This is a genomic window from Aurantiacibacter rhizosphaerae (assembly GCF_009807005.1).
Lineage (GTDB): Bacteria > Pseudomonadota > Alphaproteobacteria > Sphingomonadales > Sphingomonadaceae > Alteraurantiacibacter > Alteraurantiacibacter rhizosphaerae.
The window spans coordinates 1,322,941-1,339,062 of record NZ_WUBR01000001.1 but is presented as its reverse complement, the minus strand read 5'-3'; the positions used below and the strand labels follow the sequence as shown (position 1 = coordinate 1,339,062).

The 16,122-nt window shown below is 62.2% G+C and carries 16 protein-coding genes; 3 read left to right on the top strand and 13 right to left on the bottom strand.

Annotated elements, in window-relative coordinates; genetic code table 11:
* Positions 1–31: 31 nt before the first annotated feature.
* The gene (locus GRF63_RS06350) at positions 32–553 is read left to right on the top strand and encodes a DUF1993 family protein (protein WP_160485085.1); all 522 of its coding nucleotides are present in this window, start codon (positions 32–34) and stop codon (positions 551–553) included.
* A gap of 15 nt (positions 554–568) precedes the next feature.
* Here the strand turns inward: GRF63_RS06350 and GRF63_RS06345 are convergent, their stop codons facing one another.
* The 6 genes from GRF63_RS06345 to GRF63_RS06320 all read right to left on the bottom strand — a co-directional run bounded on the left by GRF63_RS06345 (position 569) and on the right by GRF63_RS06320 (position 6,918).
* On the bottom strand, positions 569–1,633 hold the full coding sequence (locus GRF63_RS06345; RefSeq protein WP_160485084.1) for a class I SAM-dependent methyltransferase: 1,065 nt from the start codon (positions 1,631–1,633) through the stop codon (positions 569–571).
* Between the two features lie 76 nt (positions 1,634–1,709).
* Positions 1,710–2,393 (bottom strand): polyamine aminopropyltransferase, encoded by a 684-nt coding sequence (locus tag GRF63_RS06340; RefSeq protein ID WP_160485083.1) that lies wholly within the window; start codon positions 2,391–2,393, stop codon positions 1,710–1,712.
* A 68-nt stretch (positions 2,394–2,461) separates the two neighbouring features.
* Positions 2,462–4,762, bottom strand: a complete 2,301-nt coding sequence (gene pnp / locus GRF63_RS06335; RefSeq protein WP_160485082.1) for a polyribonucleotide nucleotidyltransferase — start codon at positions 4,760–4,762, stop codon at positions 2,462–2,464.
* Between the two features lie 203 nt (positions 4,763–4,965).
* On the bottom strand, positions 4,966–5,235 hold the full coding sequence (gene rpsO, locus GRF63_RS06330) for a 30S ribosomal protein S15 (RefSeq protein ID WP_160485081.1): 270 nt from the start codon (positions 5,233–5,235) through the stop codon (positions 4,966–4,968).
* A gap of 26 nt (positions 5,236–5,261) precedes the next feature.
* Positions 5,262–6,242 (bottom strand): tRNA pseudouridine(55) synthase TruB, encoded by a 981-nt coding sequence (truB, locus tag GRF63_RS06325; protein ID WP_160485080.1) that lies wholly within the window; start codon positions 6,240–6,242, stop codon positions 5,262–5,264.
* Complete coding sequence (locus tag GRF63_RS06320; protein WP_160485079.1) at positions 6,235–6,918, bottom strand: site-2 protease family protein; 684 nt, start codon at positions 6,916–6,918, stop codon at positions 6,235–6,237. The genes truB and GRF63_RS06320 overlap by 8 nt, the downstream gene beginning before the upstream one ends.
* A gap of 85 nt (positions 6,919–7,003) precedes the next feature.
* Between GRF63_RS06320 and GRF63_RS06315 the strand changes: the two genes are divergently transcribed.
* On the top strand, positions 7,004–8,596 hold the full coding sequence (locus tag GRF63_RS06315) for an AbgT family transporter (protein WP_160485078.1): 1,593 nt from the start codon (positions 7,004–7,006) through the stop codon (positions 8,594–8,596).
* Positions 8,593–9,084 carry a flavodoxin family protein gene (locus tag GRF63_RS06310; RefSeq protein ID WP_160485077.1) on the top strand — a complete coding sequence of 164 codons (492 nt, stop codon included), beginning with the start codon at positions 8,593–8,595 and terminating at the stop codon, positions 9,082–9,084. The genes GRF63_RS06315 and GRF63_RS06310 overlap by 4 nt, the downstream gene beginning before the upstream one ends.
* Here the strand turns inward: GRF63_RS06310 and rbfA are convergent.
* From rbfA to rimP, 7 genes are all read right to left on the bottom strand, one after another.
* Positions 9,081–9,479: a 30S ribosome-binding factor RbfA gene (rbfA, locus tag GRF63_RS06305; protein WP_160485076.1), complete on the bottom strand. Its 399-nt coding sequence runs from the start codon at positions 9,477–9,479 to the stop codon at positions 9,081–9,083. The two genes, GRF63_RS06310 and rbfA, sit on opposite strands and share 4 nt — an antisense overlap.
* Positions 9,479–10,012, bottom strand: a complete 534-nt coding sequence (locus GRF63_RS06300) for a DUF1697 domain-containing protein (RefSeq protein ID WP_160485075.1) — start codon at positions 10,010–10,012, stop codon at positions 9,479–9,481. The genes rbfA and GRF63_RS06300 overlap by 1 nt, the downstream gene beginning before the upstream one ends.
* On the bottom strand, positions 10,012–10,437 hold the full coding sequence (locus GRF63_RS06295; protein WP_160485074.1) for a PaaI family thioesterase: 426 nt from the start codon (positions 10,435–10,437) through the stop codon (positions 10,012–10,014). The genes GRF63_RS06300 and GRF63_RS06295 overlap by 1 nt, the downstream gene beginning before the upstream one ends.
* Before the next feature lie 53 nt (positions 10,438–10,490).
* A complete protein-coding gene (gene infB, locus GRF63_RS06290; protein WP_160485073.1) occupies positions 10,491–13,076 on the bottom strand; it encodes a translation initiation factor IF-2 in 2,586 nt (861 codons plus the stop codon).
* 75 nt (positions 13,077–13,151) lie between these two features.
* Complete coding sequence (locus GRF63_RS06285; protein ID WP_160485072.1) at positions 13,152–13,853, bottom strand: DUF448 domain-containing protein; 702 nt, start codon at positions 13,851–13,853, stop codon at positions 13,152–13,154.
* Positions 13,834–15,504 (bottom strand): transcription termination factor NusA, encoded by a 1,671-nt coding sequence (nusA, locus tag GRF63_RS06280; RefSeq protein WP_160485071.1) that lies wholly within the window; start codon positions 15,502–15,504, stop codon positions 13,834–13,836. The genes GRF63_RS06285 and nusA overlap by 20 nt, the downstream gene beginning before the upstream one ends.
* The gene (gene rimP / locus GRF63_RS06275) at positions 15,504–16,064 is read right to left on the bottom strand and encodes a ribosome maturation protein RimP (RefSeq protein WP_160485070.1); all 561 of its coding nucleotides are present in this window, start codon (positions 16,062–16,064) and stop codon (positions 15,504–15,506) included. The genes nusA and rimP overlap by 1 nt, the downstream gene beginning before the upstream one ends.
* Between the last annotated feature and the right edge of the window lie 58 nt (positions 16,065–16,122).

Below are 16,122 nucleotides of genomic sequence, written 5' to 3'. Positions count from 1 at the left end.
AATGGCGCAGCCCTGACGCGAGGACCTTTCGATGACCATTTCGCTTTACGACGCCATCATCCCCACCATGATCCAGATGCTGGGTTCTGCGCAGGGTTGGATCGAAAAGGCCAAGGCGAGCGATCTTGCTGATGGCGACATCGCGGCGTTCAGATTGGCCGAAGACATGCTGCCATTCGACTATCAGGTGAAAAGCATGGTGGCGCATTCGCTGGGCGCTATCGAGGGGGTGCGCAAGGGCACTTTCTCCCCCGATCTGGAGGAGCCGGACAGCGATCTTGAAAAGATGCGCCTCAATCTGGGCGCAGCGGAAAACAGCCTGCGGGCGCTCTCCACAGGAGAGCTGGAGAGCTTCGTCGGGCAGGAAATGCATTTCATTTTCAAGGCAAAGGACGTTGATATCCCCTTCACGGCGGAGAATTTCCTGCTCAGCTTCTCGCAGCCCAACTTCTTCTTCCACGCCACCACCGCCTACGCCATCCTGCGGCACATGGGGGTGGACGTGGGCAAGATGGATTACCTTGGCCAGATCCGCACCGCGCCCGCGGGATAGGCGCTACGCCGTGGCCTAGCCGGTCACCTCCAGCACCATATTGGTTGGCGTTTCCGCTGCGCGGCGCACCTTGGCAAAACCCGCCTCGTTCAGCACCTCCGTTAGGCGTGCCTGCCCGGCCTGTGCACCCAGCCCAAGGCCGACTTCCTGCGCCAGCGATGCAGGCGTGCAGGCCACCGTGCTGAAGCCGTAGAATATCTGCCCCAGCGGATGCATGTTGGCCGCCATGCTGTCGCCCGCCATCGGCTCTACCAGCATGAAAGTGCCATCGTCCTTCAGCGTTTCTCTGATATGTCGCGCCGCGCCGACAGGGTCGCCCATGTCATGCAGCGCATCGAAAATGCAGGCGAAGTCGAAATCGTTGCCAGAGTAATCCTGCGCGCGCGCGACTTCGAAGCTGACGTTCGAGACACCCGCTTCCCTTGCCTGTTCGCGCGCCTTTTCGATCGAAGGTTCGTGGAAATCGATGCCGACGAATGTTGAATTGGGAAAGCGCTGCGCCATCATCACCGTAGACGAGCCATAGCCGCAACCGATGTCCGCCACCCTGGCGCCTGCTTCCAGCTTTTCTTTCACGCCATCCAGTGCCGGCAGCCACTCGTCGATCAGGTGGGCCTGGTAGCCCGGTCGGAAGAAGCGGTCTGTCGAGCAGAACAGGCATGGCGAATGATCGGACCAGTCGCGCCCCTCCCCCGATTTGAACGTTTCCACGGCCTTCTCGTGGGTTTCGAACTGCGCAACAATGGCTTGTATGAAGCCCTGCATACAGGCAGGCTGCCCCTCGCGGGCCATCACCAGTGCCTTTTCGGGGGGCAGTTCAAAGGTCTCGCTATCTGGATGAAAGTCAACGTAACCCGCTGCAGAGACGGACCCGAGCCATTCATGCAGATATTTCGGATTGAGGCCGGTCTTGTCCGCCAGTTGCTGGCAGGTCATGGGGCCTTCGCCATCCATAGCGTCAAACACGCCAGCCTGATCGCCCATATAGGCCATGAAGAGGCTGACCGCTCCTGCAACATCGCCCACGATCTTGCCAGCCATCTCCTCGACTTTGGCGAAATCGATCTGTTCCTCGCTCATATTCTCTCTCCCAAATATCAGCACAACCCTGCGCCGGGCCATAGCACGAAATGGAATGAGAGAGGAATCGCGCCCCCTATCGCTGGCGGCGGGCGAACCAGATGTGGTGCTGCGGGCCCTTGTTGTTAGGGCGTGCGCGCACGCGGCGCACCTCCACGTCCAGGCCTGCATCCTTCAGGCGACCTGTAAACTTGTGATCGGGCGCGGCGGACCATACGGCCAGCACGCCGCCCACGTTCAGCGCATCGCGCATGCGGGCAATGCCGGTGCGGGTGTAGAGCCGTTCGTTACCGTCGCGCACGATGCCGTCGGGGCCATTGTCCACGTCCAGCAGGATGGCGTCATATTTTGGCGTCGTTTCGTCCACCGCATCGTCTATCAGCGCCGCCACATCCGCCAGCACCACCTCGCCACGCGGATCATCCAGGCAATTGCCGGTGAGTTCTGACAACGGACCTTTCGCCCAGTCGAGAATTTCGGGCACGACCTCGGCCACCACCACCTCGCCCTTTTCCGGGAGGGCAGCCAGCGCGGCGCGATAGGTGAAGCCCATGCCGTAGCCGCCGATCAGCACGCGCGGAGCGGGCATTTCCAGCCGTTCCAGCGTCAATTGCGCAAGCTGTTCCTCGCTGAACTGCATGCGCGTGCCCATCAGCTCGTCCCGGCCCAGCATGATGATGAAATCGCGCCCGTGGCTGATCAGCGTCAGCGTGTCGCCTTCGGGGATCTGGGCAGTGGCGATTTCTTCGCGTGGCAGCATTGTCGTTTCTCCAAATGGAAAGGGCCGCGATTGCTCGCGGCCCTTCCCTGATAGTCTATCGAACGGGTTTAGTCGTCCTTGAGGAAGGCCGGCATGTGGTCGGCACCGCCGCCACCATTGTCACCGCCCTTGTCACCGCCGCCGCGAGGGCCACGATCACCACCGCGACCACGGCCACCGCCGCCGCCACGCGGGCCACGACGATCACCGCCACGGCCGCCACGGTCACCGCCGCCTTCACGCTTTTCACGCGGGGGACGGGTGTCTTCCAGCTCTTCGCCGGTTTCCTGGTCTACAACGCGCATCGACAGACGAACCTTGCCGCGGTTGTCGATCTCGAGAACCTTGACCTTAACTTCCTGCCCTTCGGACACGACGTCGGTCGGCTTCTCGACACGCTCGTTCTTCATTTCGGACACGTGGACGAGACCGTCCTTGCCGCCCATGAAGTTCACGAATGCGCCGAAGTCCACGATGTTGACGACCTTGCCTTCGTAGATCTTGCCGACTTCGGCTTCCTCGGTGATGCCTTCGATCCACTTGCGTGCAGCGGCGATCTCGTCAGCATTGGAGGAGCTGATCTTGATCACGCCTTCATCGTCGATATCGACCTTGGCGCCGGTTTCGGCCACGATCTCGCGGATAACCTTGCCGCCCGTGCCGATAACGTCACGGATCTTCGACTTATCGATCTGCATCGTCTCGATACGCGGAGCGTGCTTGGACACTTCACCGCGGGCACCCGAAAGCGCCTCGGTCATCTTGCCAAGGATATGCGCACGGCCGGCCTTGGCCTGCTCCAGCGCGGACTTCATGATTTCCTGCGTGATGCCGGCAACCTTGATGTCCATCTGCAGCGAGGTGATGCCCTTTTCGGAACCTGCCACCTTGAAGTCCATGTCACCCAGGTGATCTTCGTCACCCAGAATGTCGGACAGGACGGCGAAGTCTTCGCCTTCCAGGATCAGGCCCATGGCGATGCCGGAGACGGGGCGTTCGATGGGAACACCGGCGTCCATCATCGACAGACAGCCACCGCACACGGTCGCCATGGAGGACGAGCCGTTGCTTTCGGTGATGTCGGACAGGATGCGGATCGTATAGGGGAAATCCTCATGGGTGGGCAGCACGGGGTGCAGCGCACGCCATGCCAGCTTGCCATGGCCCGTTTCGCGGCGGCTGGTGAAGCCGAAACGGCCAACCTCGCCAACGGAATAGGGCGGGAAGTTATAGTGCAGCATGAAGTTGTTGTACGAAAGACCTTCCAGCCCATCGATCATCTGCTCTGCATCCTTCGTGCCCAGCGTGGTGGTGCAGATCGCCTGCGTTTCACCGCGCGTGAACAGGGCCGAACCGTGGGTACGGGGCAGCAGGCCAACCATCGCCTCGATCGGGCGAACCTGGTCCAGCTTGCGGCCGTCGATACGCTGGCCGTCCTTCAGGATGGCACCGCGAACGATTTCCGCTTCCAGCTTCTTTACCGCCTTGTTGGCGACCATCTGGGTCTGCGCTTCTTCCTCGGCGAAAGCTTCCTTCGCCTTGGCGCGGGCTTCGTTCAGCGCGTCCGAACGCTGGCCCTTGTCGGTCAGCTTGTAGGCAGCGGCGATATCATCACCCACGATGCCACGCAGCTTTTCCTTGATGGCGCTGGTGTCGTCGGAAGTGTCGATTTCCCACGGATCCTTGGCAGCCTGTTCGGCCAGATCGATGATGGCACCGATGACCTTGCGGCTTTCCTCATGCGCGAACATCACGGCGCCGAGCATTTCCTCTTCGGTCAGCTCCTTGGCTTCGGATTCCACCATCATCACGGCATCGTTGGTGGCGGCCACGACCAGGTCGAGGCGGCCTTCTTCGAAAATGTCGGAGACGCCGGGGTTCAGCACATATTCGCCATCGACGAAGCCGACGCGTGCAGCGCCGATCGGGCCCATGAAGGGCACGCCGGAAATGGTGAGCGCGGCAGATGCAGCGATCATCGCAACGATATCGGGCTCGGTCTCGCCATCATAGGAGAGAACCTGGCAGATCACGTTGATCTCGTTATAGAAACCTTCCGGGAAGAGCGGGCGCACGGGGCGATCGATCAGGCGGGAGGTGAGCGTTTCCTTCTCCGTCGCGCGGCCTTCGCGCTTGAAGAAGCCGCCGGGGATACGGCCCGCGGCAGAGAATTTTTCCTGGTAGTGAACGGTGAGCGGGAAGAAATCCTGCCCCTCGCGTACACTCTTGGCGGCGGTCACGGCGCACAGCACCACGGTTTCGCCATAGGTGGCCAGAACGGCGCCGTCGGCTTGACGGGCAATACGGCCGGTTTCCAGAGTGAGGGTTTTCCCGCCCCACTCCAGCGATACAGTTTTCGTGTCGAACATTGATTATCCTTCTGACCCGCGTGCCACATTGCATCGCGGGGCCTACTTGTTCCGGGTGATCCGTCCCGGTCCGGTGCGGAGCCTTGTGCGGCCCCCGGCCCCTTCACCGAATTGTGAAGGATGCCATTTCACTTACGCTCCTAATGTGACGGAACGTAGATAGACGAAGGGGCGGCCTCATCAGCCGCCCCTTCGGGAAACTCTTACTTACGCAGACCAAGCTTCTTGATCAGGGCGTTGTAACGGTCGAGATCCGACTTCTTGAGATAGGCCAGCAAGCTGCGACGCTTGTTGACCATCTTCAGCAGACCACGACGGGAATGGTTATCCTTGTGGTTGGCCTTGAAGTGATCCGTCAGGTTGCGGATACGCTCGGTCAGGATTGCTACCTGCACTTCCGGAGAACCGGTGTCGCCCTTGTTCTGGGCGTGCTCTTCAATAACTTCCTGCTTGCGTTCTGCGGTAATCGTCATGCGTTTTGTAACCTTTCGCAGTATCCTTAAACGTTGAAACCCCGCACGACTTTCATCGTGCCCCCTTCAAGTTCCACCAATGCCACCGGAGTTTCCTCCAGCCTGGCAAAGTAGAGCCCGTCGGGTTGGGGCAATCCGGATACGACCCGGCCCTGTCGGGCCGCCTGCGCACTATCCGGATCGAGAGCGAGGGCCGGGATACCGTCCAGCCCCGCCTCCAGTGGCAGGAGGTGGTCTTGAAGTGGCGCGCCCTTACCGATTTCGTTCAGCTTGTCCAGCGAAATCGCTTGCGTTTCGCTGAAGGGCCCGGCCTTCACACGTCTTAGATAGGTAACATGACCCAGAGTTCCAAGGGCATGGGCGATATCGCGTGCTAGGCTGCGGATATAGGTGCCCTTGGATACGCTGGCGACCAAGGTGACGCTGTCGGCCAGTTCCAGCGGCGCCTGCGGATCATAGGGATCGGGCCGGCCCGCCACGGTGGCGAAGGCGGAGGATACCCCGCCATCGGCTCCGCCGCCCAGCGGATGCAGCGAATAAATGGTGACGGCCCTCGTTTTCATTTCCACATCCTCGCCCGCGCGGGCGAGGTCATAGGCGCGCTTTCCGTCTATCTTCAGCGCGGAATATTTGGGCGGCACCTGTTCGATTGCACCGGTGAAATGCTCGCAGATGGCAGCAAGGGCGGCGCGCGGTGGGCGGCGGTCAGTCGTGGCGGTTATTGCGCCTTCGCTGTCCAGTGTCTCCGTCTCCGCGCCGAACTGGATGGTGAATTCATAGGTCTTGTCGCTATCCAGCATGCGGCCCGAAAGCTTCGTCGCTTCGCCCAATGCGATGGGCAGGACGCCTTCTGCCAGCGGATCCAGCGTGCCTCCGTGGCCCACCTTCACCTTGGGATAGCCGCCTTCGCGCAGATTGCGCTTCACCGCGCCCACAGCCTGCGTGGAGCCAAGGCCCACGGGCTTATCGAGGATGATCCAGCCGTGCTGGGGAAGTTTATCAGCCACCGGCGATCCATTCGGAAACGGCAAGGTACTTGTTCATCGCCCATTCCACGGGCGGGAAGACGACGTTCTCGATGATGTTCGCCTCCGGGAAAACATAGGGCACCACCAGCAGCAGGATGAATAGCAGCGGGAAGCCGAACGGCCTCACCTTGTTGTAAACGCGCGCAGCAGACGCTGGCAGCAGCCCTTCGACAATGTGCGAACCGTCAAACGGCGGGATCGGCAGGAGGTTGAACAGCGCCAGGAACAGGTTGATCGCGATGAAATAATAGGCGCCATCGGCGAGCCATTGCGGCGGCGGCACATCTGCCGGGAATAGCGCCATCACCACGCCCAGCACGATCGCGCCGATCAGGGCGAGGATGAAGTTGGTCATCGGCCCCGCAGCGGCCACCGCCATCATGCCGAAGCGCGGATTATCCAGCCGCTGCTTGATGACGGGCACAGGCTTGGCCCAGCCGAACACCGGCAGCCCCGCCAGCGCGAGGCCACCGGGCACCAGCAGCGTGCCCACCGGGTCCACGTGGCGAATGGGGTTTAGCGACAGGCGGCGCTGCTCTTTCGCCGTGGGATCGCCCAGCATCAGCGCAACCCAGCCATGCGCGACTTCGTGGAAGACAATGGCAACGATCAGGCACGGGATCAGGATCGCTGCCAGCAGGATGGTTTCAGTCATTGCAGGCTAAATGGGCGTTCGACAGGCTCTGGTAAAGTGCCACACTTGCCGTCATGCTGCGCCGCAGGGAATAAATGGGGTTTCAATGAACCAAGCGGCAGTGGCGCAAACGCAGGGCGGCATCCTCGGCTGGATCGAGAAGACGGGCAATCGCCTGCCTGACCCTGTCTTCCTGTTCCTGTGGTTCATCCTTGCGCTGGTGGTGATTTCGGTGGTGGCGGCATGGGCCGGATGGTCTGCACCGCACCCGGTAGAGATCGATCCCGAAACCGGCACCTATCGCATCATCGCGGTGGAAAGCCTGCTGTCAGGCGCGAATATCCGCCGCCTGCTGACGCAGATGCCGGAGACGTTCACCCACTTCCCGCCGCTGGGCTATGTGCTCACCGTAATGCTGGGCGCCGGCGTGGCAGAGCGCTCCGGCCTGTTTGCCACCGCCATGCGCGCGGCCATGGCCAAGGTCTCTGCCTTCTGGCTGACACCTGCCGTGGCGCTGGTGTCCATGATGGGCAACCACGCTGCCGACGCGGCGTTTGTGGTGATGATCCCGCTGGCGGGCATCGTCTATCATGCCGCAGGCAGGCACCCGCTGGTGGGCATCGCCGCCAGCTTTGCCGCGGTATCGGGCGGCTTTTCCGCCAACCTGCTGCCGGGGCAATTGGATGCCCTGCTGCTGGGCATAACGGAGGCGAGCGTAAACACTGTTTTCGAAGGGTGGACGGCCAATATCGCGGGCAACTGGTTCTTCATCGCGGCGATGACGATCATCTATCTGCCGGTGATCTGGTACGTCACCGATCGCATCATCGAACCGCGCCTGTCGGGCTATGCGCTGGATGGAACGGCCGCGCGCGCGGTGGACGATGGCGATGATGATACCTCGACGAGCCCGGACGAGCGGCGCGGCCTGCGCAATGCCGGGCTGGTGGTGCTGGCGCTGGTGGCGCTGTGGGCCGCGATGGTGCTGATGCCGAATGCCCCGCTGATAGACCCCGATGCTCCGCCCGAAGGCCAGCTGACGCCGTTCTACCGCAGCCTGCTGCCATTCTTCCTTCTCGTCTTCCTGCTGCCCGGCTGGGCCTATGGCCGCGCGGCAGGCACCATTGCCGATCACCGCGATCTGGTGGCGATGATGGCGGAGGCGATGAAGGACATGGCCTATTACATGGTGCTGGCCTTTGCCGCGGCGCATTTCGTGGCGATGTTCGCATGGAGCAACATGGGGCTGGTGCTGGCGGTGGACGGGGCCGACGCCCTGCGCGCTAGCGGCCTGCCCGCCTGGGCGATGCTGCTGGGCGTGCTGATCTTCGGCGCGACGCTGAACCTGCTGATCGGCTCTGCCAGCGCCAAGTGGGCGGTGCTGGGACCGGTGATGGTGCCCATGCTGATGCTGCTGGGCCTCTCGCCTGAAATGACCACCGCCGCCTATCGCGTGGGTGACAGCGGCACCAATATCATCACGCCCCTGATGCCCTATTTCCCGCTGGTGCTGGTGTTCTGTCAGCGCTGGGTGAAGGGCTTCGGCCTTGGCAGCCTGGCGGCGACCATGGTGCCCTATGCCGTGGGGATCATGGCATCGGGCATGGCGCTGACCGTGGCATGGGTGGTGTTTGACCTGCCGCTGGGTCCGGGCGCGAGCGTATTCAGCGAAGTGCCGACTGCAATAGTTGCCCAATGACGAGCCTCGCCATCATCTGGTATTCGCGCACCGGCGGCAGCAGGCAACTGGCGCAGGCCGCATGCGATGCGGCGCGAGAGGCGGGCGAGATCGATGTCCTCTTTCTGGCGGCGGAAGATGCCAGCTCGCAAGACCTGCTGGATGCCGATGGCTACCTGTTCGCCTGCCCGGAAAATCTCGCCGCGATTGCCGGGGTGATGAAGGCGTTCTTCGATCGCACCTATTACGATGTGCTCGGCAAGATCGAGGGGCGGCCCTACGCCGCGATGATCTGCGCCGGATCGGATGGAGAAAACGCAAGGGCGCAGCTGGAACGCATCTGCACCGGCTGGCGGCTGAAGCGCGTTGCGGACACGCCGATCATCAACGTGGCCGCGCAAACGAAGGAAGAGATACTGGCCGAAAAGACCATCGGCGAAACCGGGCTTTCCAAGGTCCGCGAACTGGGCGCAACCCTCGCCGCTGGCCTGGAAATGGGCGTGTTCTAGTCTTCGGGGTCTTCCAGATCCTGCCGCACCTTGGGATCGTCCAGCAATTGTTCGATCCGGCCTGCCTCGTCAAAACTCTCGTCAGGGCGGAATTGCAGCTTGGGCGCGAATTTCAGGCCCAGGCGCTGGGCGACTTCGCGTTGGAAGAACGCGGTATTGGTGCGCAGGGCCTTGATGACGACGTCCTCGTCCTCCCCCAGCAGCGGCTTTACGTAGACCTTCGCGTTGCGCAGGTCGGGCGACATGCGCACTTCCGTCACGGAGATGTTGGACGCGCGCAAGGTGTTGTCATGCGCCTCCCCGCGCGCCAGCAGTTCGGAGAGGATATGGCGCACCCGCTCCCCCACTTTCAGTAGGCGGACGGACTGGTCTTCGGGTTTGGAATGGCGGGCCATCAGTCTTTCATCTTTTCCATGATCCGGCGGATCGAGGTAACATTGCGCGCTGTGCCGCGGCAGCCGAGGCGGCGCTCTATCAATTGCTTGGTCAGCTTCGAACTGCCCAAGCCATCGACATAATCGATGTGGAGAGCCTTGGTGCCGGGTGCAAGTTTCTCCGGCCCGCGCCCCTGGTGATCCGCCTCAAGCTGCGCGAAGGCAGACGCATCGGGCTGGCCTTCCAGAAACATGGTGTGGACCAGCTTCTCTTCACCCGCTTCTGTAAATGGATTGTTCGCCAGCGCCGCAGCCAGTTCTGTGCGGCTGCGCACGGCCGCGAAGCTGTCGATACCGAAGTCGCTTTTCAACAGCGCAGCAATGCGGCCCTCTGTATCGTCCTTGCCATCATCGTTGAACAGCACGTTGCCGCTTGCGGTGACGGTGGCAACGCCGGTGAAACCCGCTTTCTCGAAGGCAACCCGCAGCGCGTCCATCTTCACACGATTGCCGCCTACGTTGATGGAGCCGATCAGAGCGACCAGACCTGCCATCAACCCTCGGCCTCGGCACCTTTCGCCTGTGGCCAGTCGGTCACCATGCTGGTGGCGGTGCAGCGTGCGGCCAGCTTTCCATTCACGTCGAACAGGTCGGCATCCAGAAAGCACACGCGCCGCCCGGCCTTTGCCGCGCGCGCCTTGATCGTGAAACGCTCCAACGGAACGGGCCGCAGCAGCGACAGGTTCAGGTCCAGCGTCAGTTGCAGCTTTCCGCCCGTCGCCATATACAACGCCGCGCCAAAAGCCTCGTCAAACGGGCCTGCCAGCAATCCGCCCTGCACCGTGCCGCGCATGGCGGCGAATTCGGGCGGCAGTGTGAACGCCATCTCGACCGTCTGCGTTTCCGCATCATAGCCGAGATATTCGGCACCCATCATGCGCGCGGATGGCCATTGCGGTATCGTGGGAAGTTCGCTCATCAGTTACTCCGTTCCCGCCCCTTCCCGAAGGAGAAGGGCGGGATACACTCGGCTCAGAGCGTACGCTCTTCCTCGTTCACCTCATACACTTCAAGCTGGTCACCCGGCTTGATGTCGTTGGTGTCTTCGAGGACCACACCACATTCCAGGCCAGCGCGGACTTCGTCCACATCGTCCTTGAAGCGGCGCAGCGATGCGATGGTGGTGGCAGAGACGATAACGTCCTCGCGGGTGAGACGAGCGTGCAGACCCTTGCGGATAACACCCTCTTCCACCAGCAGGCCGGCAGCCTTGTCCCGCTTGCCGGACTTGAAGACTTCCTTGACCTCTGCACGGCCAACCACGTTTTCCACCTTGAGCGGGCCAAGCTCGCCCAGCAGGTCCTTCGTGATTTCGTCGGTCAGGTGATAGATCACATCGTGATACATCATCCGCACGCCATCGCGCTTCACCAGTTCACGCGCCTTGGCATTGGGACGCACGTTGAAGCCGATGATCGGGGCCTTCGAACCCGACGCAAGCTGCACGTCGCTTTCCGTGATGGCACCCACGCCTGCATGCAGCACGCGCACCTTGATGTCATCGTTGGAAAGGTTGTGCAGCGCAGAGGTGATCGCCTCGACAGAACCCTGCACATCGGCCTTCACCACCACCGGCCATTCGATCACGTCCGACTTGTTGAACATGGTGTCGAAGCTGGTCGGGGCCAGCGCGGTACGCTTCTCGGTTGCCTTCTCACGGCGATATTCCGCCACTTCGCGGGCACGCTGCTCGTTTTCAACAACGGTCAGCTTCTCACCCGCAGACGGCACGCCGCCCAGGCCCAGAACCTCTACCGGCATCGACGGGCCAGCTTCCTTGATCTGCTTGCCTTGGTCGTTGACGATGGCGCGAACCTTGCCGCTTTCGGTGCCGACAACGAAGGTGTCGCCACGTTTCAGCGTGCCGCGGTTGATCAGCACGGTGGCAACAGGACCGCGGCCCTTGTCCAGCTGTGCTTCCACCACGGTGGCTTCGGCATCGCGATCCGGGCGGGCCTTCAGTTCCAGAAGCTCGGCCTGCAGCGCGATCTTCTCGATCAGTTCGTCAAGCCCAGTGCCTTCCTTGGCGCTGATTTCCACGTCCTGCACATCGCCGGACATGGCCTCAACGATCACCTCGTGCTCCAGCAGACGCTCACGAATCTTCTGGGCATTGGCCTCGGGCTTGTCGATCTTGTTGATCGCCACGATCAGCGGCACGTTGGCCGCCTTCGCGTGATTGATGGCCTCGATCGTCTGCGGCATGATGCCGTCATCGGCGGCCACCACCAGCACAACGATATCGGTGACGTTGGCACCGCGCTGGCGCATTTCGGTAAAGGCAGCGTGGCCCGGCGTATCGAGGAAGGTGACCTTGGACTTGTCCTTCGTGGTCACCTGATAGGCACCGATATGCTGGGTGATGCCACCCGCCTCGCCGCGCGTCACATTGGTTTTGCGCAGGGCATCCAACAGGCTGGTCTTGCCGTGATCGACATGGCCCATGACGGCCACCACCGGCGGACGCGGAACCTGCGTTTCTTCGGGATCGACGTCCTCGTCATTGACGATGTCGACATCGCTTTCGGAAACCTTCTGGATATTGTGGCCGAACTGTTCGACCAGCAATTCCGCCGTATCCTGGTCGATGGTCTGGTTGACCGTCACCATCATGTCGAGGTTGAAGAGTTCCTTCACCAAATCAGCGCCCTTCTCACCCATACGCTTGGCAAGTTCGCCGACCGTGATGGCTTCGGGAACGACGACGTCGCGGATCTGCTTCTCGCGCGGCTGGCTGGAGCCGCCGCCACCCTGGGCGCGGCGTTCCTTTTCGCGGGCACGCTTCAGCGCGGCGAGGCTGCGGGCGCGGCGGCCCTCGTCCTCGTTCAGCGCCTTGTTGACGGTCAGCTTGCCTGAACGGCGCTTGTCGGCAGCATTGCCGCCACCAGCACGATCCGAACGGCCACCGGCCTTCTTCTCTTCCTTCTTCTTTTCAGGACGCTTGGGCTCTGGGCGGGCAACCGGCGTAAACTTGCGGGCAGCAGGCGCCTTTGCGGTCTGCTCCTCGGCTGCTGGCTCCGGCGTTGCCTCGGTTGCGGCCTCGGCCTTCGGCTCTGCAGCGGGCGCGGCGGTTTCGGCCTTGGCGGCGGCGGCATCGGCCTTGCGTTGCTTCTCGGCTTCTTCCTCGGCCTTCTTGTTTTCGGCGGCGCGCTTTTTCTCGTCCTCGGCAGCCTGCTTTGCTGCCTCTTCCTCACGCTTGCGCGATTCCTGGGCCTGGCGCAGCCGGTCTTCCTCGGCCTCGCGCTGCATGCGGGCGACTTTTTCCTGCGGAGTCTCTCCGTCAGGCGCCGCACGCTTTGGCGCAGGCTTGGGCGCGGCAGGCTTCTTGGCCACGGGTGCGGGCGCAGGTTCCGGCGTCGGCTCTGGCGCGGGCGCAGGGGCAGGTGCCGCGGCGGGCTCTTCACCCGGCTTCACGAGCTTGCGACGACGCTTCACTTCCACCGCAACCTTGTTGGTGCGGCCGTGGCTGAAGGTCTGTTTGACTTCCCCGGCATCCACGGCCCGCTTGAGTCCAAGCGGCTTGCGGGTGCGTTTCGGGGTTTCGTTCTCTTCGCTCATGTGCTCGTTTCAGTCCTTCAAAATCAATCAGTCACGCCGTCCCTCTCGGGGCGGCATATTTCGCCACCCGGCGAGTTACGTCTCAGCAGCCGTTGTGGCGGCTCCCATAAAGTTCAGCAGGCGCTGCAACGGGATAGCTATCCGTTGCGCCGATTTCGCATCGGCCAGCGCCAAGTGGACGACATTTTCCCGGCCCAATGCCACAGACAGGGCCTCCCGGTCCAGTGGCAGGCGCTCGCCCGTCCGTCCCGAACCTTCTTCATCAAGGCCAACACGCCATGCCTGATCCAGCTTGCGGCGCCCGTCCTCCTTCGCATCCTCGGCGTGATAAAGGGCGGCAACGGCCCCCATACGCGCTTCGTTAGCGATGCGATCAGACCCCAAGATAAGGCGTCCGCTGCGCATTTCGAGGCCCAGGCGATCCAGCACGGCCTTTTTCAAGGCGTTTTCGATTCTTGTAGGCAAGTCTTCCGGCACATTCAGCGCACCTTCCGTGCCGCCCGTTTTGAATGCCCGGGCCAGCGCGCCGCGCAGGCGGCCACTGGCAATCGCTTCGCAAAGCTCTGCCTGCGAAACGCCGATCCACGCGCCGCGTCCCGGTGCCTTTGCCAGCGCATCGGGGTGCACATCGCCATCGGGAGAGATGGCAAGGCGCACCAGTTCATCGCGCGCGCCGGTGTTACCCGTCAGCACGCAACGACGCTCGCTCCCCTTTGCGGGGGAGACGTCGGCTTCGGTTTTAGGCGAACCTAATGTGTCATTGTGAGGATTCCGCATCGGCGGCCTCCTCTGCTTGGGCTTCGGAAGCAGGTGCAGCAGGTGCAGCCTCTTCCTCGTCCTCGAACCAGTGCGCGCGGGCAGCCATGATGATCTCGTTGCCCTGCTCTTCACTCAAACCGAAGGCACCCAGAACACCGCCCTTGTCCTGCTCTCGCTGGGGACGACGCATCGGCGGGCCATCGGGGCTGTTGTTGCGGCGACGGGGAGCTTCGCGCTTCTTGGCGATCAGCTCGTCCGTGGCGAGATCGGCCAGATCGTCCAGCGTCTTGATCCCGGCCTTACCCAGCACCACCAGCATTTCTTCACGCAGATGCGGAAGTTCTGCCAGATCGTCTTCCACGCCCAGTTCACGGCGGGTTTCACGATGCGTAGCTTCCTGGCGGCCAAGCGCTTCCTGCGCACGGCTCTGCAGTTCTTCGGCCAGCTCTTCATCGAAGCCTTCGATGGTGGCCAGCTCGTCCAGCTGCACATAGGCAACTTCTTCCAGCTCGGCGAAGCCTTCGGCAACCAGCAGCTGCGACAGGGTTTCGTCGACGTCCAGCTCTTCCTCGAACATCTTGGAGCGCAGCGCGAATTCCTTGCTGCGCTTTTCCGAGGCTTCTTCCTCGGTCATGATATCGATCTGGCTGTCGGTCAGCTGGCTGGCGAGACGCACGTTCTGGCCGCGGCGACCGATGGCCAGCGAAAGCTGATCGTCAGGCACGACAACTTCGATGCGGCTCTCGTCCTCATCCAGCACCACGCGCGAAACGGTGGCGGGCTGGAGGGCGTTCACCACGAATGTCGCGGTGTCTTCCGACCACGGGATGATGTCGATCTTCTCGCCCTGCAATTCCTGCACCACCGCTTGTACGCGGCTGCCCTTCATGCCGACGCAGGCGCCGACGGGGTCAATGGAGGAATCGTGGCTGATGACGCCGATCTTGGCGCGGCTGCCGGGGTCGCGGGCGGCGGCCTTGATCTCGATGATGCCATCGTAGATCTCGGGCACTTCCTGCGCGAACAGCTTGCGCATGAAATCGGGATTGGCGCGGCTGAGGAAAATCTGCGGGCCGCGGTTGTTGCGCTCCACCTTGCTGATCAGCGCGCGCACACGCTCACCCACACGGGCAGCTTCGCGCGGGATCTGCTGGTCGCGGCGGATCACGCCCTCGGCACGGCCGAGGTTCACGATCACGTGGCCGAATTCCACCGACTTGATAACGCCGGTGATCACTTCGCCTGCGCGATCCTTGAACTCTTCATACTGGCGCTCACGCTCTGCATCGCGCACCTTCTGGAAGATCACCTGCTTCGCGCTCTGCGCGTCGATGCGGCCAAGATCGTCCATGGCGGGCAGCGGATCGACGATGAAGTCACCCACGGTGGAACCCGGCTCCAGCTTCTCGGCCTGTTCCAGGTCTACCTGCTTGAAGTAGTCTTCCACTTCCTCAACCACCTCGACAACGCGCCACAGGCGCAGATCGCCGGTCACGGGGTCGAGCTTGGCGCGGATGTCGTTTTCCTGGCCGAAGCGTGCGCGTGCGGCCTTCTGGATCGCCTCTTCCATCGCTTCGATCACGATGCTCTTGTCGATCATCTTTTCCGATGCGACGGCATTGGCGATCGCAAGCAGTTCAGCCTTGTTGGCGGAAATGGGACTGGCCATCAGTTGTTAGCCTCTTCTTCCTGTTCGAGTTCTTCTAGATCGTCGACGCCGCTCATATCCAGCGGCTTGGTTGCGGCCATCAGCTTGTCGGTGAAGACCAGCTGCGCCGAGTGAATCTTGTCGAGCGGGACGGTAACGTCCCCTGCCCGGTTGTCCGTGATGGTGACCATATTGTCTTCAATGCCGACAATATCGCCATGCAGATTGCGGTGGCCGTAAACCTTTTCGCTCAGCGCGATCTTGGCTTCATGCCCGGCCCAGTCCGAATAATCCTTTGCGCGAGTCAGCGGACGATCGATGCCGGGGCTGCTGACTTCGAGGTGATACGCGCCGCGCACCAGCTCTTCGCCCTCGGCCTCAACCTCGTCGATCCGGTCAGACACGCGGCGTGACAATGCCATGCACTGTTCCACAACCAGCTGGCCCGTTTCCGGGTCCTCGGCCATGATCTGCAAGGTGCGTTCATCACCCGAACCCGTCATCTTCACGCGCACGAGTTCAAAGCCGAGTGCCTTAGCTTCGGGTTCGATCACGTCTGTAAGGCGCGCAATATCGGCCATCGGGTCTCCATCATCAGGTCCAAATCACCAACACGGTGCAGACAAAGGTTTAGGTGCC

Excerpts from the sequence above, each read along its gene's own strand:
- GRF63_RS06350 (WP_160485085.1), top strand. The coding sequence starts at position 32 with ATGACCATTTCGCTTTACGACGCCATCATCCCCACCATGATCCAGATG.
- GRF63_RS06345 (WP_160485084.1), bottom strand. The coding sequence starts at position 1,633 with ATGAGCGAGGAACAGATCGATTTCGCCAAAGTCGAGGAGATGGCTGGC.
- GRF63_RS06340 (WP_160485083.1), bottom strand. The coding sequence starts at position 2,393 with ATGCTGCCACGCGAAGAAATCGCCACTGCCCAGATCCCCGAAGGCGAC.
- pnp (WP_160485082.1), bottom strand. The coding sequence starts at position 4,762 with ATGTTCGACACGAAAACTGTATCGCTGGAGTGGGGCGGGAAAACCCTC.
- rpsO (WP_160485081.1), bottom strand. The coding sequence starts at position 5,235 with ATGACGATTACCGCAGAACGCAAGCAGGAAGTTATTGAAGAGCACGCC.
- GRF63_RS06320 (WP_160485079.1), bottom strand. The coding sequence starts at position 6,918 with ATGACTGAAACCATCCTGCTGGCAGCGATCCTGATCCCGTGCCTGATC.
- GRF63_RS06315 (WP_160485078.1), top strand. The coding sequence starts at position 7,004 with ATGAACCAAGCGGCAGTGGCGCAAACGCAGGGCGGCATCCTCGGCTGG.
- GRF63_RS06310 (WP_160485077.1), top strand. The coding sequence starts at position 8,593 with ATGACGAGCCTCGCCATCATCTGGTATTCGCGCACCGGCGGCAGCAGG.
- rbfA (WP_160485076.1), bottom strand. The coding sequence starts at position 9,479 with ATGGCCCGCCATTCCAAACCCGAAGACCAGTCCGTCCGCCTACTGAAA.
- GRF63_RS06300 (WP_160485075.1), bottom strand. The coding sequence starts at position 10,012 with ATGGCAGGTCTGGTCGCTCTGATCGGCTCCATCAACGTAGGCGGCAAT.
- GRF63_RS06295 (WP_160485074.1), bottom strand. The coding sequence starts at position 10,437 with ATGAGCGAACTTCCCACGATACCGCAATGGCCATCCGCGCGCATGATG.
- infB (WP_160485073.1), bottom strand. The coding sequence starts at position 13,076 with ATGAGCGAAGAGAACGAAACCCCGAAACGCACCCGCAAGCCGCTTGGA.
- GRF63_RS06285 (WP_160485072.1), bottom strand. The coding sequence starts at position 13,853 with ATGCGGAATCCTCACAATGACACATTAGGTTCGCCTAAAACCGAAGCC.
- nusA (WP_160485071.1), bottom strand. The coding sequence starts at position 15,504 with ATGGCCAGTCCCATTTCCGCCAACAAGGCTGAACTGCTTGCGATCGCC.
- rimP (WP_160485070.1), bottom strand. The coding sequence starts at position 16,064 with ATGGCCGATATTGCGCGCCTTACAGACGTGATCGAACCCGAAGCTAAG.